This is a genomic window from Pseudomonas sp. MS15a(2019), assembly GCF_013277805.1.
Lineage (GTDB): Bacteria > Pseudomonadota > Gammaproteobacteria > Pseudomonadales > Pseudomonadaceae > Chryseomonas > Chryseomonas benzopyrenica.
In genome coordinates, this window is the sequence record NZ_VBTN01000004.1 from 218103 (window position 1) to 232397 (window position 14295).

Consider the following 14295-nt stretch of genomic DNA (forward strand, 5'->3'; position numbering starts at 1 on the left):
GCGCTCAACCCAACCTACGGACGCCGATGCTTTCGTAGGTTGGGCTGAGACGGTTCCATCGTCGAAGCCCAACATCGCCGGCTCCGAGCAAGACCCGTTGGGCTTCGCTGCGCTCAACCCAACCTACGCCCAATCGTCGGCGGACCGCCCTGACCGCGATCAATAGGCGCCTGCCGGTACTATTCCAACCCTTCGTCCAGCACCAATACCACCTTGCCGTTCACCTCGTTGCTTTCCAGGGCAGCAAAGGCGGCTTCGGCGTTCTGGGCGGTGAAGCGGCGTTCCAGGTTGACGTTCAGCTTGCCTTCGGCGAACAGTGGCCAGACCTTGGCTTCCAGGGATCTCATGGTCTTGGCCTTGAATTCCACGGAGCGGTTGCGCAGGGTCGAGCCGATGATGCGGATGCGCTTGCCAAGCACCTTGCCCAGATCCATCTCGGCCTGGCGGCCGCCCATGAGGCCGATCAGCACCCAGCGCCCGTCCTGGCCCAGCAGATCCAGGTTGAGCGACGCATAGTTCGCCCCGACCGGATCGAGGATGACGTGGAAGGGCGCGAAGTCGCGCAGGCCTTCCAGATCGGTCTTGCGCAGCACCCCACCCTCGGCGCCGAGGCGCTCGCAGTGGGCCAGGCGCTCCTGGGAGCCGACGCTGACCCAGCAGGGATTGCCGAAGGCCTTGCACAGCTGGATGGCGGCCGAGCCGACGCCGCTGGCACCAGCATGCAGCAGCACCTTTTCCCCCGGCTGCAGCGCGGCCAGGTCGAACAGATTGCTCCAGGCGGTCGCCCAGACTTCGGGCAGCGCCGCCGCCTCGATCAGCGACAGGCCGTCCGGCACGGACGCCGCCTGGCGTCCATCCACCACCACCTCGCTGGCCATGCCACCGCCGGCCAGCAGCGCGCAGACGCGGTCACCGACCTGCCAGCGCGAATCCGCGGTGGTCTCGCTGACCACCCCGGCGCATTCGAGACCCAGGGTGGCCGGCGCACCGGGCGGCGGCGGATAGTTGCCGGCCAATTGCAGCAGGTCGGCGCGGTTGAGACCGGCGGCCGCCACCTTGATGCGAATTTCCCCGGGCGCCAGAGCGCGAGCGCTCAGTGACTGCCATTCCAGTTGCCCTTCGATACCTTGCAATGCGTTCACGGTGCCTCCATAGTGGCTCAGGCTTTGACGAAAAGCGCCTGCGCCGGCGGGTTCTGCGGGAGTCGAGCGGACCGGAAGACGCGGGGCTGTCACAGCCGTCCCCTCCGATCGTCGCTATCCTTCAGACCGCCGTCAGACGACTTTCGTCAGCGCCCGTCATACTTCCCCAGGCCGCGGAACCGCCCGGGCCGGGAAGGGCCTATAGCCTATTCCTTTCCGTGCATTAGTCGAATACACATGAAGCAGCTCTTGTCCCGTACCGCCCTCGTTGTCCTGCTTGGCGTCAGCGCAACGCCCCTCTTCGCCAAGCCCAACGCGCCGGTAGGCGCCGAGAAACTGCAACCCGACCGCGACCAGGTCATCGCCAGCCTCAACATCGTCGAGCTGCTCAAGCGCCACCATTACAGCAAGCCGCCGCTCAACGATGCCCAGTCGATCAAGATCTACGACAGCTATCTGAAGATGCTTGATCCCGGCCGGCTGTATTTCAATGCCGCCGATATCCGCGAATTCGACGCCGCGCGCACCCGTTTCGACGACTACCTCAAGCAGGGCAATCTCGAACCGGGCTTCGCCATCTACCGCCGTTATGCCCAGCGCATGACCGAGCGGCTGAACTACGGCCTGGGTCTGCTCAACGCCGGTATCGGCAAGCTCGACTTCACCGTCGACGAATCCTTCAACACCAATCGCGAGAAGGCGGCCTGGCCGGCGGACACCGCCGCATTGGACGATCTCTGGCATCGCAAGCTCAAGGACGAGGTCCTGCGCCTGCGGCTGTCCGGCAAGACCGACCCGCAGATCCAGCAGCAGTTGACCAAGAGATACAAGAACCAGCTGGCACGCCTCAACCAGACCCGCAGCGAAGACGTCTTCCAGGCCTATATCAACGCCTTCGCCGAGTCCTATGACCCGCACACCCAGTACCTCTCGCCGGAAAGCGCCGAGAACTTCGACATCAACATGAGCCTGTCGCTCGAAGGCATAGGTGCGGTACTGCAGAACGACAACGACTACGTGCAGATCCTGCGCCTGGTCCCGGCTGGCCCGGCCGACAAGTCCAAGCAGATCGCGCCGGCGGACAAGATCGTCGGTGTCGCCCAGGGCGATGGCGAGATGGTCGATGTCATCGGCTGGCGTCTGGACGAGGTGGTCAAGCTGATTCGCGGACCCAAGGGTTCCAAGGTGCGGCTGGAGATCATTCCGGCGAGCAACGCGCCGAACGACCAGAAGACCAAGGTGGTCGCCATCACCCGCGAAGCGGTCAAGCTCGAGGAACAGGCCGCCCAGAAGCACGTGATCGACGTTCCCCACGAGGGCAAGCACTACAAGCTCGGGGTGATCAACGTGCCGGCCTTCTACCTGGACTTCAAGGCCTACCGCGCGGGCGACCCGAACTACAAGAGCACCACGCGTGACGTGAAGAAGCTCATCGGCGAGCTGCAGAAGGAAAAGGTCGACGGCATCGTCCTGGACCTGCGCAACAACGGCGGTGGCTCGCTGCAGGAAGCCACCGAGCTGACCGGTCTGTTCATCGACCAGGGGCCCACCGTGCTGGTGCGCAATGGCGATGGCAAGGTCGAGGTGCTGGCCGACGACGAAGGCGGTGCCTTCTACAAGGGCCCCCTGACCGTGCTGGTCAATCGGCTGTCCGCCTCGGCGTCGGAGATCTTCGCCGGTGCCATGCAGGACTATCACCGCGCGCTTATCGTCGGTGGCCAGACCTTCGGCAAGGGCACCGTCCAGACCATCCAGCCGCTCAACCATGGCGAGCTGAAGCTGACCATCGCCAAGTTCTACCGCGTCTCCGGCCAGAGCACCCAGCACCAGGGCGTGCTGCCGGATATCGACTACCCGGCGGTGGTGGACACCAAGCAGATCGGCGAAAGCGCCCTGCCCGACTCCATGCCCTGGGACACCATCCCCCCGGCGGTGAACGGCCTGAGGAACCCCTTCGCCAACTATCTGCCGGAGCTGGTCAAGCGGCATGACGTGCGGGTGCAGAAGGATCCCGACTTCATCTTCGCTCGCGAGCGGCTGAAGCTCGCCCAGGAACTGGCGGCGGATACCACCGTCAGCCTCAACGAGCAGAAGCGGCGCGCTGCACAGACCGCCCTGGACAACCGCCAGTTGGCCATGGAAAACCAGCGTCGCCAGGAGAAGGGCGAAGCCCCGCTCAAGGAGTTGAAGAAGATCGACGAGGACAATCCCGCGATCGACGACGACAAGACCAAGCCGCAGGATGACGCCTACCTGATGGAGTCCGGTCATGTAATGCTGGACTATCTCGACCTGAGTCAGACACCGCCCAAGCGCTGACATCAAAGCGTCACATCTCTGTCGTGAAATGCCCGGGGGTCGCCAAGTGCGACCCCCGGGCATTTTCGTTTCTGGGTTCTTACAGGCTTACCATGACGCTTAACGATCAGGCTGGGGTGTTGGATCGCATTCTCGCCAACAGCGAGCTGCATTCGCTCTTTCAACCCATCGTTTCGTTGAGCGAGCGGCGCATCCTGGGCTATGAGGCCCTCATTCGCGGCGCCTCCAATACCCCGCTGCACTCGCCCTTGCCCCTCTATGCCACCGCCCGTCAGGCCGGGCGCCTGTCCGAATTGGAAATCGCCGCGCGCCAGCAGTCCTGCCTGACCTTCCGCGAGCTGGCCCTGGATGGTCTGCTGTTTCTCAACGTCTGCCCGGAAACCCTGCTGGAACCGGCGCACCAGTCGGGCCAGACCCTCAAGTTGCTGCAGCGCCTGGGGTTGTCTCCCGCGCAGGTGGTCATCGAACTGACCGAGCAGGCGCCCATCGATGACTTCGCGCTGCTGGCCACCGCCCTGCATCACTACCGGGCCATGGGCTTTTCCATCGCTCTGGACGATCTGGGTGCCGGCTATTCCAGCCTCAGACGCTGGTCGGAATTGCGCCCGGACTTCGTCAAGATCGATCGGCATTTCATCGAATCCATCCACCGCGATGCGGTGAAGCGCGAATTCGTCGGCTCCATCCTGAAGATGGCCGCAGCCTCCCGCGCCCAAGTCATCGCCGAAGGCATCGAGACCCACGAAGAGTTGTCGACCCTGGCCAGCATGGGTGTCGACCTGGTCCAGGGCTATCTGCTGGGCCGCCCCACCGCCGCGCCACCGCGGGAGATCCAGACCCTGTTGCCGGTCATGGTCAGCCGCAGTTCGGAGCTCGCCGAGGAGTCCACCACGGTCGCCGGCCTCCGGGTGGAACAGGTCGCCGTAGGCCAGGACATGCTGATCCCGGCGGTGCTGGAGCGCTTTCGTCTGCAACCCAGCCTCAATACCCTGGCGGTGGTGGATGACGACGACCGCCCGGTAGGCATCGTCCATCACCACGAGCTGAGTTCGGCGCTGCTCAAGCCCTTCGCCCACGAGGTGTTCGCCCGCAAGCCCATCGCCCGGTTGATGAGCCAGGACTTCCTGGCGACCGAATCCAACCAGTCGCTGCAACAGGTCAGCCGCCTGCTCACCACCCGCGCCCGCCAGCGCATCGAAGAGGACTTCATCATCACCGAAGGCGGCCGCTATGTCGGGGTCGGTCGAGTCATGGATGTCTTGCGGCTGATCACCGAGCAACGCATTCAGCAGGCCAAGCATGCCAACCCGCTCACCCAGCTGCCCGGTAATGTGCCCATTCAGCAGTGCCTCACGCGTTTGCTGGATCAGCAGCGCGAAGCCGTGGTGTGCTACGTCGACATCGACGGTTTCAAGCCCTTCAATGATCTCTATGGCTACGCCAAGGGCGACGAGGTCCTGCTCTGCCTGGCGCAGACGCTTTCCGAGCGCCTGGATCCGCAGCAGGATTTCGTCGGCCACATCGGCGGCGACGACTTCCTGGTGGTGCTGGGTTCGGCGGACTGGCGGAAAAGACTGAACGGTCTGATGGCGGCCTTCCAGGAGCGCTGCCGGCATTTCTATCGCAGCGAGCACCTGGAGGCTGGCTGTTTTCTTGCCTACGACCGAGATGGTCGCCGTCGCGAGTATCCGCTGTTGTCGCTATCACTGGGGGTCGTGGAGCTGGACAAGGAGGCCGGCAAGCGAGTGGATGCCAGCGGCCTGGCCGGCCTCGCCTCGGAAGCCAAGCGCAACGCGAAGCAGGTGCCCGGCTACAGCCTGCACCTGATGCGCGCCTGACGCCTACTCCTGGTGGTGATCGGGATAGCGGTGCTCGAACACCCGCGTCACCTCGGCCGCATGCCAGCTGACGGCATCGGTCACCTGGGGCGAGCCCTCCAGCGCACCCAGGCGCAGGGCGCAATCAAAGAAGCCCTCACGGGGGATACGGGTGCCGCTCTGGCTGACCACCAGCGCACTGCGCAGCGGTCGACCCTCGCGACGATCGAGAGCGGCCAGGTATTCCAGCGCCGTGGTCAGGGTCACCATCGCCGGCTGGGGCAATCCCAACCGTTCGATGACCGAGCGATAGGTCAGAAGGCTGCGGCTACGCCGCGCGCTCTCCAGTTCATCCAGCAGGGCCAGCCAGTGCTGGCGACTGATGCGTACGCTCAAGCCGTTCAATCCCGCAGCTGATCGAGGGCGACACCTGCCGCCGGCCGCTCGTGCTTGTCAGGCAGGGCCGCCAGGGCCGCCTGCTGACTCGCGGTACGGTTATCACGCCAGGCACGGAAGCCGTCCAGCTCATCGCTGCAGGCCTTGCCGATCCAGGCCAGGACGGCGAGGTCGTCGAGCAGACCGAACATGGGTACCCAATCGGGAATGAGGTCGATGGGTAGGAGGAAGTAGACCAGGCCGCCCGCCACGGTCAGTAGCGTCTTGCGGCTGATCCCGCGGTATTGGCCACGCCACCAGGCCAGCAGCAGTTGATGGAACAGGCTCAGGGTATCGCGCGCCTCGCCGAGCTTGAGCCCCCGCTTGCTGGTCTTGCGCGCGACCCCCAGCAACAGGGCTGGCAGCCGGCCGCGGATCAGAAGCCGCTGGGCGATACCAAGGTAGCGATCAAAGTTCTTCGGCGGCTTCATGGACACCTCGAGCGGGTAAGGACGATAGGTGCGGACCTGCAGGGCACAGGGCGTCGCACACCCGGGTTTGGATCGCACCAATGTCCCAGGGTTTCCCCGGCACCATGTAAAACGCCCTGCGAGCAGGGCGTTTGGCGGAGCGAGAACCTCTTACTTCTTGGCCGGGGCCTTTTCGGCAGCGGCCGGAGCATCGGCAGCCGGAGCAGCCGGGGCGTCTTCGGCGTCCGCGGCAGCGGCGTCCTTGATGCCGAGCAGTTCCAGGTCGAACACCAGCACGGAGTTGGCCGGGATCGCCGGGCTCGGGCTCTGGGCGCCGTAGGCCAGCTCGGAGGGGATGTACAGCTTGATTTTCTCACCGACGTGCATCAGCTGCAGCGCCTCGACCCAGCCCGGGATCACGCCGTTGACCGGCAGGTCGATCGGGGTGCCACGCTTGATGGAGCTATCGAACACGGTGCCGTCGACCAGCTTGCCCTCGTAGTGCACGGTGACCACATCGGTGGGCTTGGGCTGCGGGCCGTCGGCCTTCTTGACCACTTCATACTGCAGGCCGGAGGCGGTGGTGATCACGCCAGGCTTCTTGCCGTTCTCTTCGAGAAACTTCTTGCCGGCCTTGGCGTTGTCCTCACTGACCTTGGTCATCTTCTCTTCAGCACGCTTCTGCAGGGCGGCGAAGGCTTCGGTGAGCTGCTGATCGGTCAGCTTCTGATCCTTCTTGCCTACCGCATCCTCGATACCCAGGGCGACGGCCTTGGGATCCAGGTCGTCGATGCCTTCCTGGGCCAGGCTCTTGCCCATGTTCAGGCCGATGCCGTAGGACGCCTTCTGGGCCGGGCTTTCCAGCTCGACCTTGGGCTTGGAGTCGCAGCCGCTCAGAACCAGACCCACCAGGGCCACCGCTGCTGCCAACCGATACTGTTTCATGTTGATTCCTTATCCGTGCGCATTGTGCGCGTTCAAATAACTGATCGAGCTTACAAGGAGACCTGCTCGCTTGCCATCGCCAGGCCTCTAAATGGCTGCAAAGGATAAGATTTCAAGCTTATGTCTGCCTGAACATCGCGTGAACGAGCGGCGGGCAGCCCCTGCGACGTCTTGTCCGGGGCGCCCGAGCAGTGGCGACCGCCAGGCGTCCAGGCGCTAAACTAGCGCCTTCTTCAGTGCCTGTCAGAGACCTCCATGTTCGAGCCCAACGATCTGAATCGCCCGCCCCTCGACCTCGCCCGCGAATCGCGCAAGGCCGGTGGCTACGGCCTGCTGTACTCGGTGCTGCTGGCGATCGGCATTCTGCTCTATCACCACTGGGTGCCCAGTGCCTTCCCCGGCAGCCTGCTGCAGATGTCCCTGGCGCTGCCCGTCATCCTGTTCGCCGGCAGCGCCGTGTACTACCTCACCATGGTGCGCAAGTGCGAGCGCCTGCAGCGCGAGGAAGACGAGAAGACCGGCAAGGACAAGACCAGACGCCGCTAGCCGCGCTGAACGTCGCCGCCCTCGCCCGGTCGATTGCAGACCACGACCGGCGCTGGAGGCGCGATGCTGACCATCACCGATCTGCACAAGAGTTATCCAACGCCCCAGGGCCCGCTGCCGGTCCTGCGCGGTGTGGACCTCAGCCTGGCACGGGGCGCGAGTCTGGCGCTCATGGGCGAATCCGGCAGTGGCAAGAGCACCCTGCTGCACCTGGTCGCCGGACTCGACCGGCCTGACCAGGGCCACATCCAGGCCGCTGGCCAAGCGCTCTCCAGCCTCAACGAAGGTGCCCTGGCTGCCTGGCGCCGCGAGGGCATCGGGCTGATCTTCCAGCAATTCAACCTCATCGCCAGCCTGACGGTGGCCGACAATCTCGCCTTCCAGGCGCGGCTGGCCGGCCGTCATGATCCGCGCTGGCAAACCGAACTCGCCGAACGCCTGGGGCTGGCCGCCCTGCTGGAGCGCTATCCGGAGCAGCTTTCCGGCGGCCAGCAGCAACGCGTGGCCCTGGGTCGCGCCCTCGCCTCCCGGCCGCCCCTGCTGCTGGCCGATGAACCCACCGGCAATCTCGACGAAGCCAGCGGCGACCAGGCCCTGGCGCTGCTGCTGGAGCTGGTGGCCGAGACCGGCAGCAGTCTGCTGATGGTGACCCACAGCGCGCGCATCGCCAGCCATCTCGATCGCACCCTGCAGCTGGAACGCGGACGCCTTGGCGGCGCAGCCGTGGCTCGGCCATGAGGCTGCTCTTCTGGAGTCTGCACAGCCTGGTCAGCCACTGGCGGCGGCATCCCCTGCAACTCGCCGGCCTGATCGCCGGCCTGTGGCTGGCGACGGCACTGCTGATCGGGGTGCTGGCGCTCAATGCCCAGGCCCGCCAGAGCTATGCCCAGGCCAGCGCGCTCTTCGGTGCCGACCAGTCGAGTCTGGAGGCCCGCGACGGCAAGCGCTTCACCCAGGCGCTGTTCGTCGAGTTGCGCCGGCAGGGCTGGCCGGTGTCGCCCGTCCTGCAGGGTCGCCTGACCCTGGCGGAGCGCGAGGGCACCCTGCCGTTGCTGGGCATCGAGCCGGTCAGCCTGCCCAGTGACCAGGGGGTGGCGGCCGGTGCCTCGCCCACGGCCCTGTACGACTTCCTCAGTCCGGCCGGGACCACCTGGATCGCGCCGGAGACGCTGCGTGAATGGCAGCTCCAGGCGGGCCAGGTGCTACACCGCGCCGACGGCCTGCCGCTGCCACCACTGCAACCCCGGCCCGGCCTGGCGCCCGGTACCCTGGTACTGGACATCGGCCAGGCCCAGCGCCTGCTGGACGCACCGGACCAGCTCTCCCGGCTGATCCTGCCTAAGACCTTTCAGCGCGCGCTGCCCACCTTAGCCGGCGTCGACCTGCACCGGGTGGAAAACGACCAGGGCGCCGAGCTGGCTCGTCTGACGGACAGCTTCCACCTCAATCTGCTGGCGCTTGGCCTGCTGGCCTTTGCCGTCGGCCTGTTCATCGTCCATGCCGCCACCGGTCTGGCGCTGGAACAACGCCGTGCCCTGCTGCGTACTCTGCGCGCCTGTGGCCTCTCGGCCGCGACCCTGGTGCTGGCGCTGACCCTGGAACTGGCGTTGATCGCCCTGGTGGCCGGTGCCCTGGGCGTGGCCAGCGGTTATGCCCTGGCCGCGCTGCTGTTGCCCGATGTGGCGGCCAGCTTGCGCGGCCTCTATGGCGCCGAGGTCGCCGGCAGCCTGACCCTGAGCTCGGCCTGGTGGCTGGCCGGACTCGGCCTCAGCCTGGGCGGCGCCCTGCTGGCCGGTGCCGATGGCCTCTGGCGCGCGGCGCGGCTGCCGCTGCTGGCCCTGGCCCAGGGCGAAGCCTGGCGCGCCGCCCATGGCCGCTGGCTCAGGCGCCAGGCCTTGGGCGCCCTGCTGGTGGGCCTGGCAGCGCTGGTCCTGTGGCTGGGCGGCAACAGCCTGGCCAGCGGCCTGGCCCTGCTCGGCTGCCTGTTGCTGGCTGCTGCCCTGGCGCTGCCGCCGCTGCTGAGCGCACTGCTGGATCTCTTGCTGAAGCGAGCGAGGCGTCCCCTTTCGCGCTGGTTCCTGGCCGACGCCCGGCAGCAACTGCCCGGGCTATCCCAGGCGCTGATGGCGCTGCTGCTGGCCCTGGCGGCCAATGTCGGCGCCGGCAGCATGACCGAGGGTTTTCGCCGCACCTTCGATGGCTGGCTCGACCAGCGCCTGGCCGCCGAACTCTACTTGCGTCCGCAGGATGCTACCCAGGCAGCGGCCCTGCTCGACTGGCTGCCCCGGCAACCCAGCGTGGGCGCGGTGCTGCCGGTGTACGAACTGGAGACGGGCATTCAAGGCCAGCCGTCCACCCTGAGCGGTATCCTGGACGCTGATCTCTATCGTCGACACTGGCCGCTGCTGGATGCCGGTGGCGAGGCCTGGACGCCCTTCTTCGCCGGCGACGGCCTGATGCTCAGCGAGCAACTGGCCCGCCGCCTGGGCGTGGTCAAGGGCCAGCGGGTGGAGCTGCAGGGGAGCCAAGGTCGCTGGTCCGCCCCGATATTGGCCACCTACGCCGACTATGGCAATCCGCGCGGTCATGTGCTGCTGTCCCAGGCACAGCTGCGGGCGCTGTGGCCGGAGGCCACCCTGGTGCGCATCGTCGTTCGCATGGCGCCCCCACAGGTAGAGGCCTTGCGTAGCGAGCTGCAGCAGCGCTTCGGGCTGGATACCAGCCATTCCATCGACCAGGGGCAGTTGCGTCGCTATGCCGATCAAGTCTTCGAGCGCACCTTCAGCGCCACCGCGGCGCTCAACGCTCTGACCCTGGCGGTGGCCGGCCTCGCCCTCTTCATCGCCCTGCTCGGCCAGGCGCAGCGGCGTCTGGGCCAGCTCGCGCCGCTCTGGGCGCTGGGCATCGAGCGTCCACGACTGATCCTGCTCAGCCTGGGGCAACTATTGGGGCTTGCCCTTCTCACCCTGGCCCTCGCCATTCCCCTGGGCATCCTGCTGGCCTGGTGCCTGGTGGCGGTAGTGAACGTCCAGGCCTTCGGCTGGCGACTGCCCCTGCAGGTCTTCCCAAGTCAACTGCTGGCGCTTTCTGCCATTGCCCTGCTGGCGACCCTCCTGGCGGCCGCCTGGCCGTTGTTGCGGCTGCAGCGCAGTCAACCACTGGATCTGCTGCGAGAACTCGGCAATGAACGCTAGGGCCCTGCTGGTCGCACTCCTGCTGCTCACCGGTTGCAACAAGCAGCCGGCATCCGAGGGCTTCGCCGGCCTCGGCCAGGGCAGCGAAGACTTCGCCTCCGTGGTACCGGGCAAGGTGTTCAGCTTTCCCGCCGATCACGGTCCCCATCCGGATTTTCGCATCGAGTGGTGGTACGTCACCGCCAACCTCAGCGATGCCGAGGGCCATCAGTACGGCGTGCAGTGGACGCTGTTCCGCAATGCCCTGCGCCCCGGCGCCGACCAGCCCGGCTGGGGCAATGGCAACCTTTGGCTGGGCCATGCCGGGCTCACCAGCGAAACCCGCCAGTTCTCCGTCCAGACCCAGGGTCGCGGCGGCATTGGCCAGGCCGGGGTGACGGCCGCCCCCTTTTCCGCCTGGATCGACGACTGGCGGCTGAGCGGCGACCTGACCGGGCGGGCCGAGGTCCAGGCTAAGGGGCCGGGTTTCGCCTATCGGCTGGATCTCGCCGCCACCGGTCCACTGGTGCTCCAGGGCGAAGGCGGGGTGAGTCGTAAATCCGCCAGCGGCCAGGCGTCCTACTACTACAGCCAGCCCTTCTTCCAGGCCCAGGGCGAACTACAGATCGAGGGCCGGCGCGTGCCGGTCAAGGGTCTCGCCTGGCTGGATCGCGAATGGAGCAGCCAGCATCTGGCTGCCGATCAACTAGGCTGGGACTGGTTTTCCTTGCACCTCGACGACGGTCGCCAGCTGATGCTCTATCGCCTGCGCCAGGCCGACGGCCAGCATTATCTGTTCGGTAACCTGATCGCCGCCGATGGCCACAACCAACCCCTGCATCCCGGCGATATCCGCCTGGCACCGGAGTCCACCCACAGGGTAGCCGGACGCGAGGTGCCGGTACGCTGGTCCATCAGCCTGCCGGGGCAGCAGCTCGACCTGCGCATCGCGGCGATCAACCCCGATGCCTGGATGGCCCTGGGTACGCCCTACTGGGAGGGACCGGTCAGGGTGGAGGGCAGCGCCAAGGGGGTGGGCTATCTGGAGATGACGGGGTACTGACAAGGGCAGCGGGACGCACCCAGGAGACCGCCACCCCGGAACTCCCAGCCCCGCTCCCACCTCGAATCCATACCTGTCCCTGCCGTCACGCAGGGCTCCTTAGCGTGATAACCGAGGTGTCTCGATGAATGTCAAAGAGCTGAATCAGCAGATCAAGGCCGGCGCGGTCAAGGAAGTCAATCTGGTGTCCATGGAAGGTGGCTCCTATGTCATCCATGCGCTGGTGGACGGCACCTCGGTACCGGTCGCCGACGACAAGGGCGCGACCCTGCACGTGGCCTCGGTGGAAGAAGCCCGGCGTATCCTCGACGACGTCAAGGATGTTCGCCTGTTCATCGCCCAGCCGGCGGTTTATGAAGAGATGGTGGGCCAACCGGTGAGCGACACGGATTCGCGCGAAGAGATCCCGCTGCGCTCGAAGATCGAAAATCGCTGATTCGCCTTTCCCTTCCGTCGCCGGCAGCCGACGGCGACCTTGCCTTGCCCAGACCTAGACGCCACGAACTGGCGTCATCCTCCAGCGATGTGTCCGTGCAGCTCACCTGCTCCAGGCAATTTGTTATATTATAACAACTGCACTTTCGCCTGAGGATAACGCCATGTCCGTCGCGACGCCTGGCTACGCGCCTGTTCGCTCCAATGAAGAAATCGCCTGCCTTGCCGGGGCCAAGGCCGCCCTGCATACCTGGGCCGCGACTGTGGCCACCCGCGAGGTGGAAGCCATTCTCGCCCTCTATGCACCCGACGCCATCCTGGTGCCCACCCTTTCCAACGAAGTCCGGGATTGCGAAGACAGCCGGCGGCAATACTTTCGCAACTTCCTCGCCAACGAAGGGCTGGTGTGCGATGTGCAGATCTTCAAGAAAAGGGTCAGCAGCACGCTCGGCACCGTGGTCGTCGGCGGGCTCTATGTCTTTCACTATCGGGAAGGTGAGCAGGTCATCAGTGTCCCTGCGCGCTTCCTCTTCACCTTCGAGCAGATCGAGGGTCGCTGGCTGATCACCGGCCACCATTCCTCTCGAGAGGCCTGACCCAGAGCGGTTGCATTTTGTAAAACTGCAACCCTTGCCGAATGTGCGCGAGTTCGAAATCCTCTATGGGTGACCCGGGCCCCTCTGACGGCGTATGCCGCCATGTCGAGTCATAGTCTTGCAACTTGACTAAGGAGGGGCTCATGAACGCCCTACATGCATTCTTCTTCGCCGACTTCCTCGGCACCGCCACCTGGATGTGGCTTACCTTCTTCACCGTCGTCATCGCCCTGCTGGCCTTCGACCTGGGTGTCCTCCACAAGGAGAACAAGCCCATCGAGGTCAAGGAGAGCCTGCTGCTGTCCGCCGGCTACATCACCGCGGGTCTGCTGTTCGCCCTCTTCGTCTGGCAGCTCAAGGGCGCCGATGCCAGCCTCGACTACGTCACCGGTTTCCTAATCGAGAAGTCGCTGTCCACGGACAACGTCTTCCTCATGGCGGTGATCTTCGGCTTCTTCGCCATCCCGCGCGAATACCAGCACCGGGTGCTGTTCTGGGGCATCCTCGGGGTGATCGTGCTGCGGGCCATCATGATCGGCCTGGGCGCCGCCCTGATCCACAGGTTCGACTGGATCCTCTATGTCTTCGGCGCCTTCCTGGTGATCACCGGGGTCAAGATGCTGTTCGCCAAGGTGGACGAAGAGCCCAAGCTCGACGACAACGTCTTCATCAAGTTTCTGCGCAAGAAACTGCGGGTGACCGATGAGCTGCATGGCCAGCACTTCTTCGTGCGCCAGCCCGATGCCAGCGGCAAGACGGTGCTCTGGGTGACGCCGATGTTCCTGGCGCTGATCGTGATCGAGTGCGCCGACCTGGTGTTCGCGGTGGACAGCGTGCCGGCGATCTTCGCCATCACCCAGGATCCCTTCATCGTCTACACCTCCAACGTCTTCGCCATCCTGGGCCTGCGCGCCCTGTACTTCGCCCTGGCGGCGATGATCCACCGCTTCGCCTATCTCAAGTACGCCCTGGCGCTGGTACTGGTGTTCATCGGCTGCAAGATCTTCCTGGTGGGCATCATCGGCAAGATCCCGCCGGTGATCTCCCTGAGCGTGACCCTGGGCCTGCTGGCCGGCGGCGTACTGGTCTCGCTGTATAAGACCCGCGGCGAAGCCAAGCACACCGCCGCCGGTCAGGAATCACGCGATTCGCTGAATCGGCCTTCGTGAACAGGAGCAGTCGACCATGAACACCAGAGTCATCCTCAGTCTTGCAGGCATCCTCCTGCTGCTCGGCCTCGGCGGTTGCGACAGCGCGGAGAAGGCGGCGGACAGCTTCGCCACCAAGGTGGAAGAAGCCGCCCGCGAACAGGCCCGGGAAACCCTAGGCGGGACCCTCGACGAGCTGAACAAGAAGGTCGACGAGGCCCAGAACCAAGGCCGCGCCTGGCTGGATGTAGTGGTCAACCCATCCC

Annotated in this window: 13 protein-coding genes and 1 pseudogene; 10 read left to right on the plus strand and 4 right to left on the minus strand. The window is 65.5% G+C overall.

Translation table 11 applies throughout. From position 1 onward, the window contains the following. Window positions 1-179: 179 nt before the first annotated feature. The gene (locus FEZ61_RS08755; protein WP_026084048.1) at window positions 180-1142 is read right to left on the minus strand and encodes an NAD(P)H-quinone oxidoreductase; all 963 of its coding nucleotides are present in this window, start codon (window positions 1140-1142) and stop codon (window positions 180-182) included. A 237-nt stretch (window positions 1143-1379) separates the two neighbouring features. On the opposite strand from FEZ61_RS08755, the gene FEZ61_RS08760 reads away from it, so the two are divergent. Both FEZ61_RS08760 and FEZ61_RS08765 read left to right on the plus strand, forming a co-directional pair. Continuing rightward, a complete protein-coding gene (locus tag FEZ61_RS08760) occupies window positions 1380-3461 on the plus strand; it encodes a carboxy terminal-processing peptidase (RefSeq protein WP_173148278.1) in 2082 nt (693 codons plus the stop codon). 92 nt (window positions 3462-3553) lie between these two features. Next, a complete protein-coding gene (locus FEZ61_RS08765; RefSeq protein ID WP_173148280.1) occupies window positions 3554-5299 on the plus strand; it encodes a bifunctional diguanylate cyclase/phosphodiesterase in 1746 nt (581 codons plus the stop codon). A 3-nt stretch (window positions 5300-5302) separates the two neighbouring features. Here the strand turns inward: FEZ61_RS08765 and FEZ61_RS08770 are convergent, their stop codons facing one another. The 3 genes from FEZ61_RS08770 to FEZ61_RS08780 all read right to left on the minus strand — a co-directional run bounded on the left by FEZ61_RS08770 (window position 5303) and on the right by FEZ61_RS08780 (window position 7068). Beyond that, window positions 5303-5674, minus strand: a complete 372-nt coding sequence (locus FEZ61_RS08770; RefSeq protein WP_064307163.1) for a hypothetical protein — start codon at window positions 5672-5674, stop codon at window positions 5303-5305. A gap of 5 nt (window positions 5675-5679) precedes the next feature. Beyond that, a complete protein-coding gene (locus FEZ61_RS08775) occupies window positions 5680-6144 on the minus strand; it encodes a DUF1232 domain-containing protein (protein WP_017642778.1) in 465 nt (154 codons plus the stop codon). Window positions 6145-6294: 150 nt separating this feature from the next. Continuing rightward, the gene (locus FEZ61_RS08780; RefSeq protein WP_017642777.1) at window positions 6295-7068 is read right to left on the minus strand and encodes an FKBP-type peptidyl-prolyl cis-trans isomerase; all 774 of its coding nucleotides are present in this window, start codon (window positions 7066-7068) and stop codon (window positions 6295-6297) included. A 255-nt stretch (window positions 7069-7323) separates the two neighbouring features. On the opposite strand from FEZ61_RS08780, the gene FEZ61_RS08785 reads away from it, so the two are divergent. From FEZ61_RS08785 to FEZ61_RS08820, 8 genes and pseudogenes are all read left to right on the plus strand, one after another. After that, complete coding sequence (locus FEZ61_RS08785; RefSeq protein WP_068383302.1) at window positions 7324-7614, plus strand: hypothetical protein; 291 nt, start codon at window positions 7324-7326, stop codon at window positions 7612-7614. Between the two features lie 63 nt (window positions 7615-7677). Beyond that, complete coding sequence (locus tag FEZ61_RS08790; protein WP_017642775.1) at window positions 7678-8352, plus strand: ABC transporter ATP-binding protein; 675 nt, start codon at window positions 7678-7680, stop codon at window positions 8350-8352. Beyond that, a complete protein-coding gene (locus FEZ61_RS08795) occupies window positions 8349-10808 on the plus strand; it encodes an FtsX-like permease family protein (protein ID WP_173148282.1) in 2460 nt (819 codons plus the stop codon). Before FEZ61_RS08790 ends, FEZ61_RS08795 begins: the two co-directional genes overlap by 4 nt. Then, entirely contained in the window at window positions 10798-11850 is a 1053-nt protein-coding gene (locus FEZ61_RS08800; protein WP_017642773.1) for a lipocalin-like domain-containing protein, read from the plus strand. The genes FEZ61_RS08795 and FEZ61_RS08800 overlap by 11 nt, the downstream gene beginning before the upstream one ends. Before the next feature lie 124 nt (window positions 11851-11974). Next, the gene (locus FEZ61_RS08805) at window positions 11975-12286 is read left to right on the plus strand and encodes a DUF6482 family protein (RefSeq protein ID WP_017642772.1); all 312 of its coding nucleotides are present in this window, start codon (window positions 11975-11977) and stop codon (window positions 12284-12286) included. Between the two features lie 163 nt (window positions 12287-12449). Continuing rightward, on the plus strand, window positions 12450-12881 hold the full coding sequence (locus FEZ61_RS08810) for a DUF4440 domain-containing protein (protein ID WP_017642771.1): 432 nt from the start codon (window positions 12450-12452) through the stop codon (window positions 12879-12881). 143 nt (window positions 12882-13024) lie between these two features. Then, complete coding sequence (locus FEZ61_RS08815; protein ID WP_173148284.1) at window positions 13025-14050, plus strand: TerC family protein; 1026 nt, start codon at window positions 13025-13027, stop codon at window positions 14048-14050. A 16-nt stretch (window positions 14051-14066) separates the two neighbouring features. Continuing rightward, a pseudogene (locus tag FEZ61_RS08820) lies at window positions 14067-14295 on the plus strand (hypothetical protein); the annotation flags it as partial.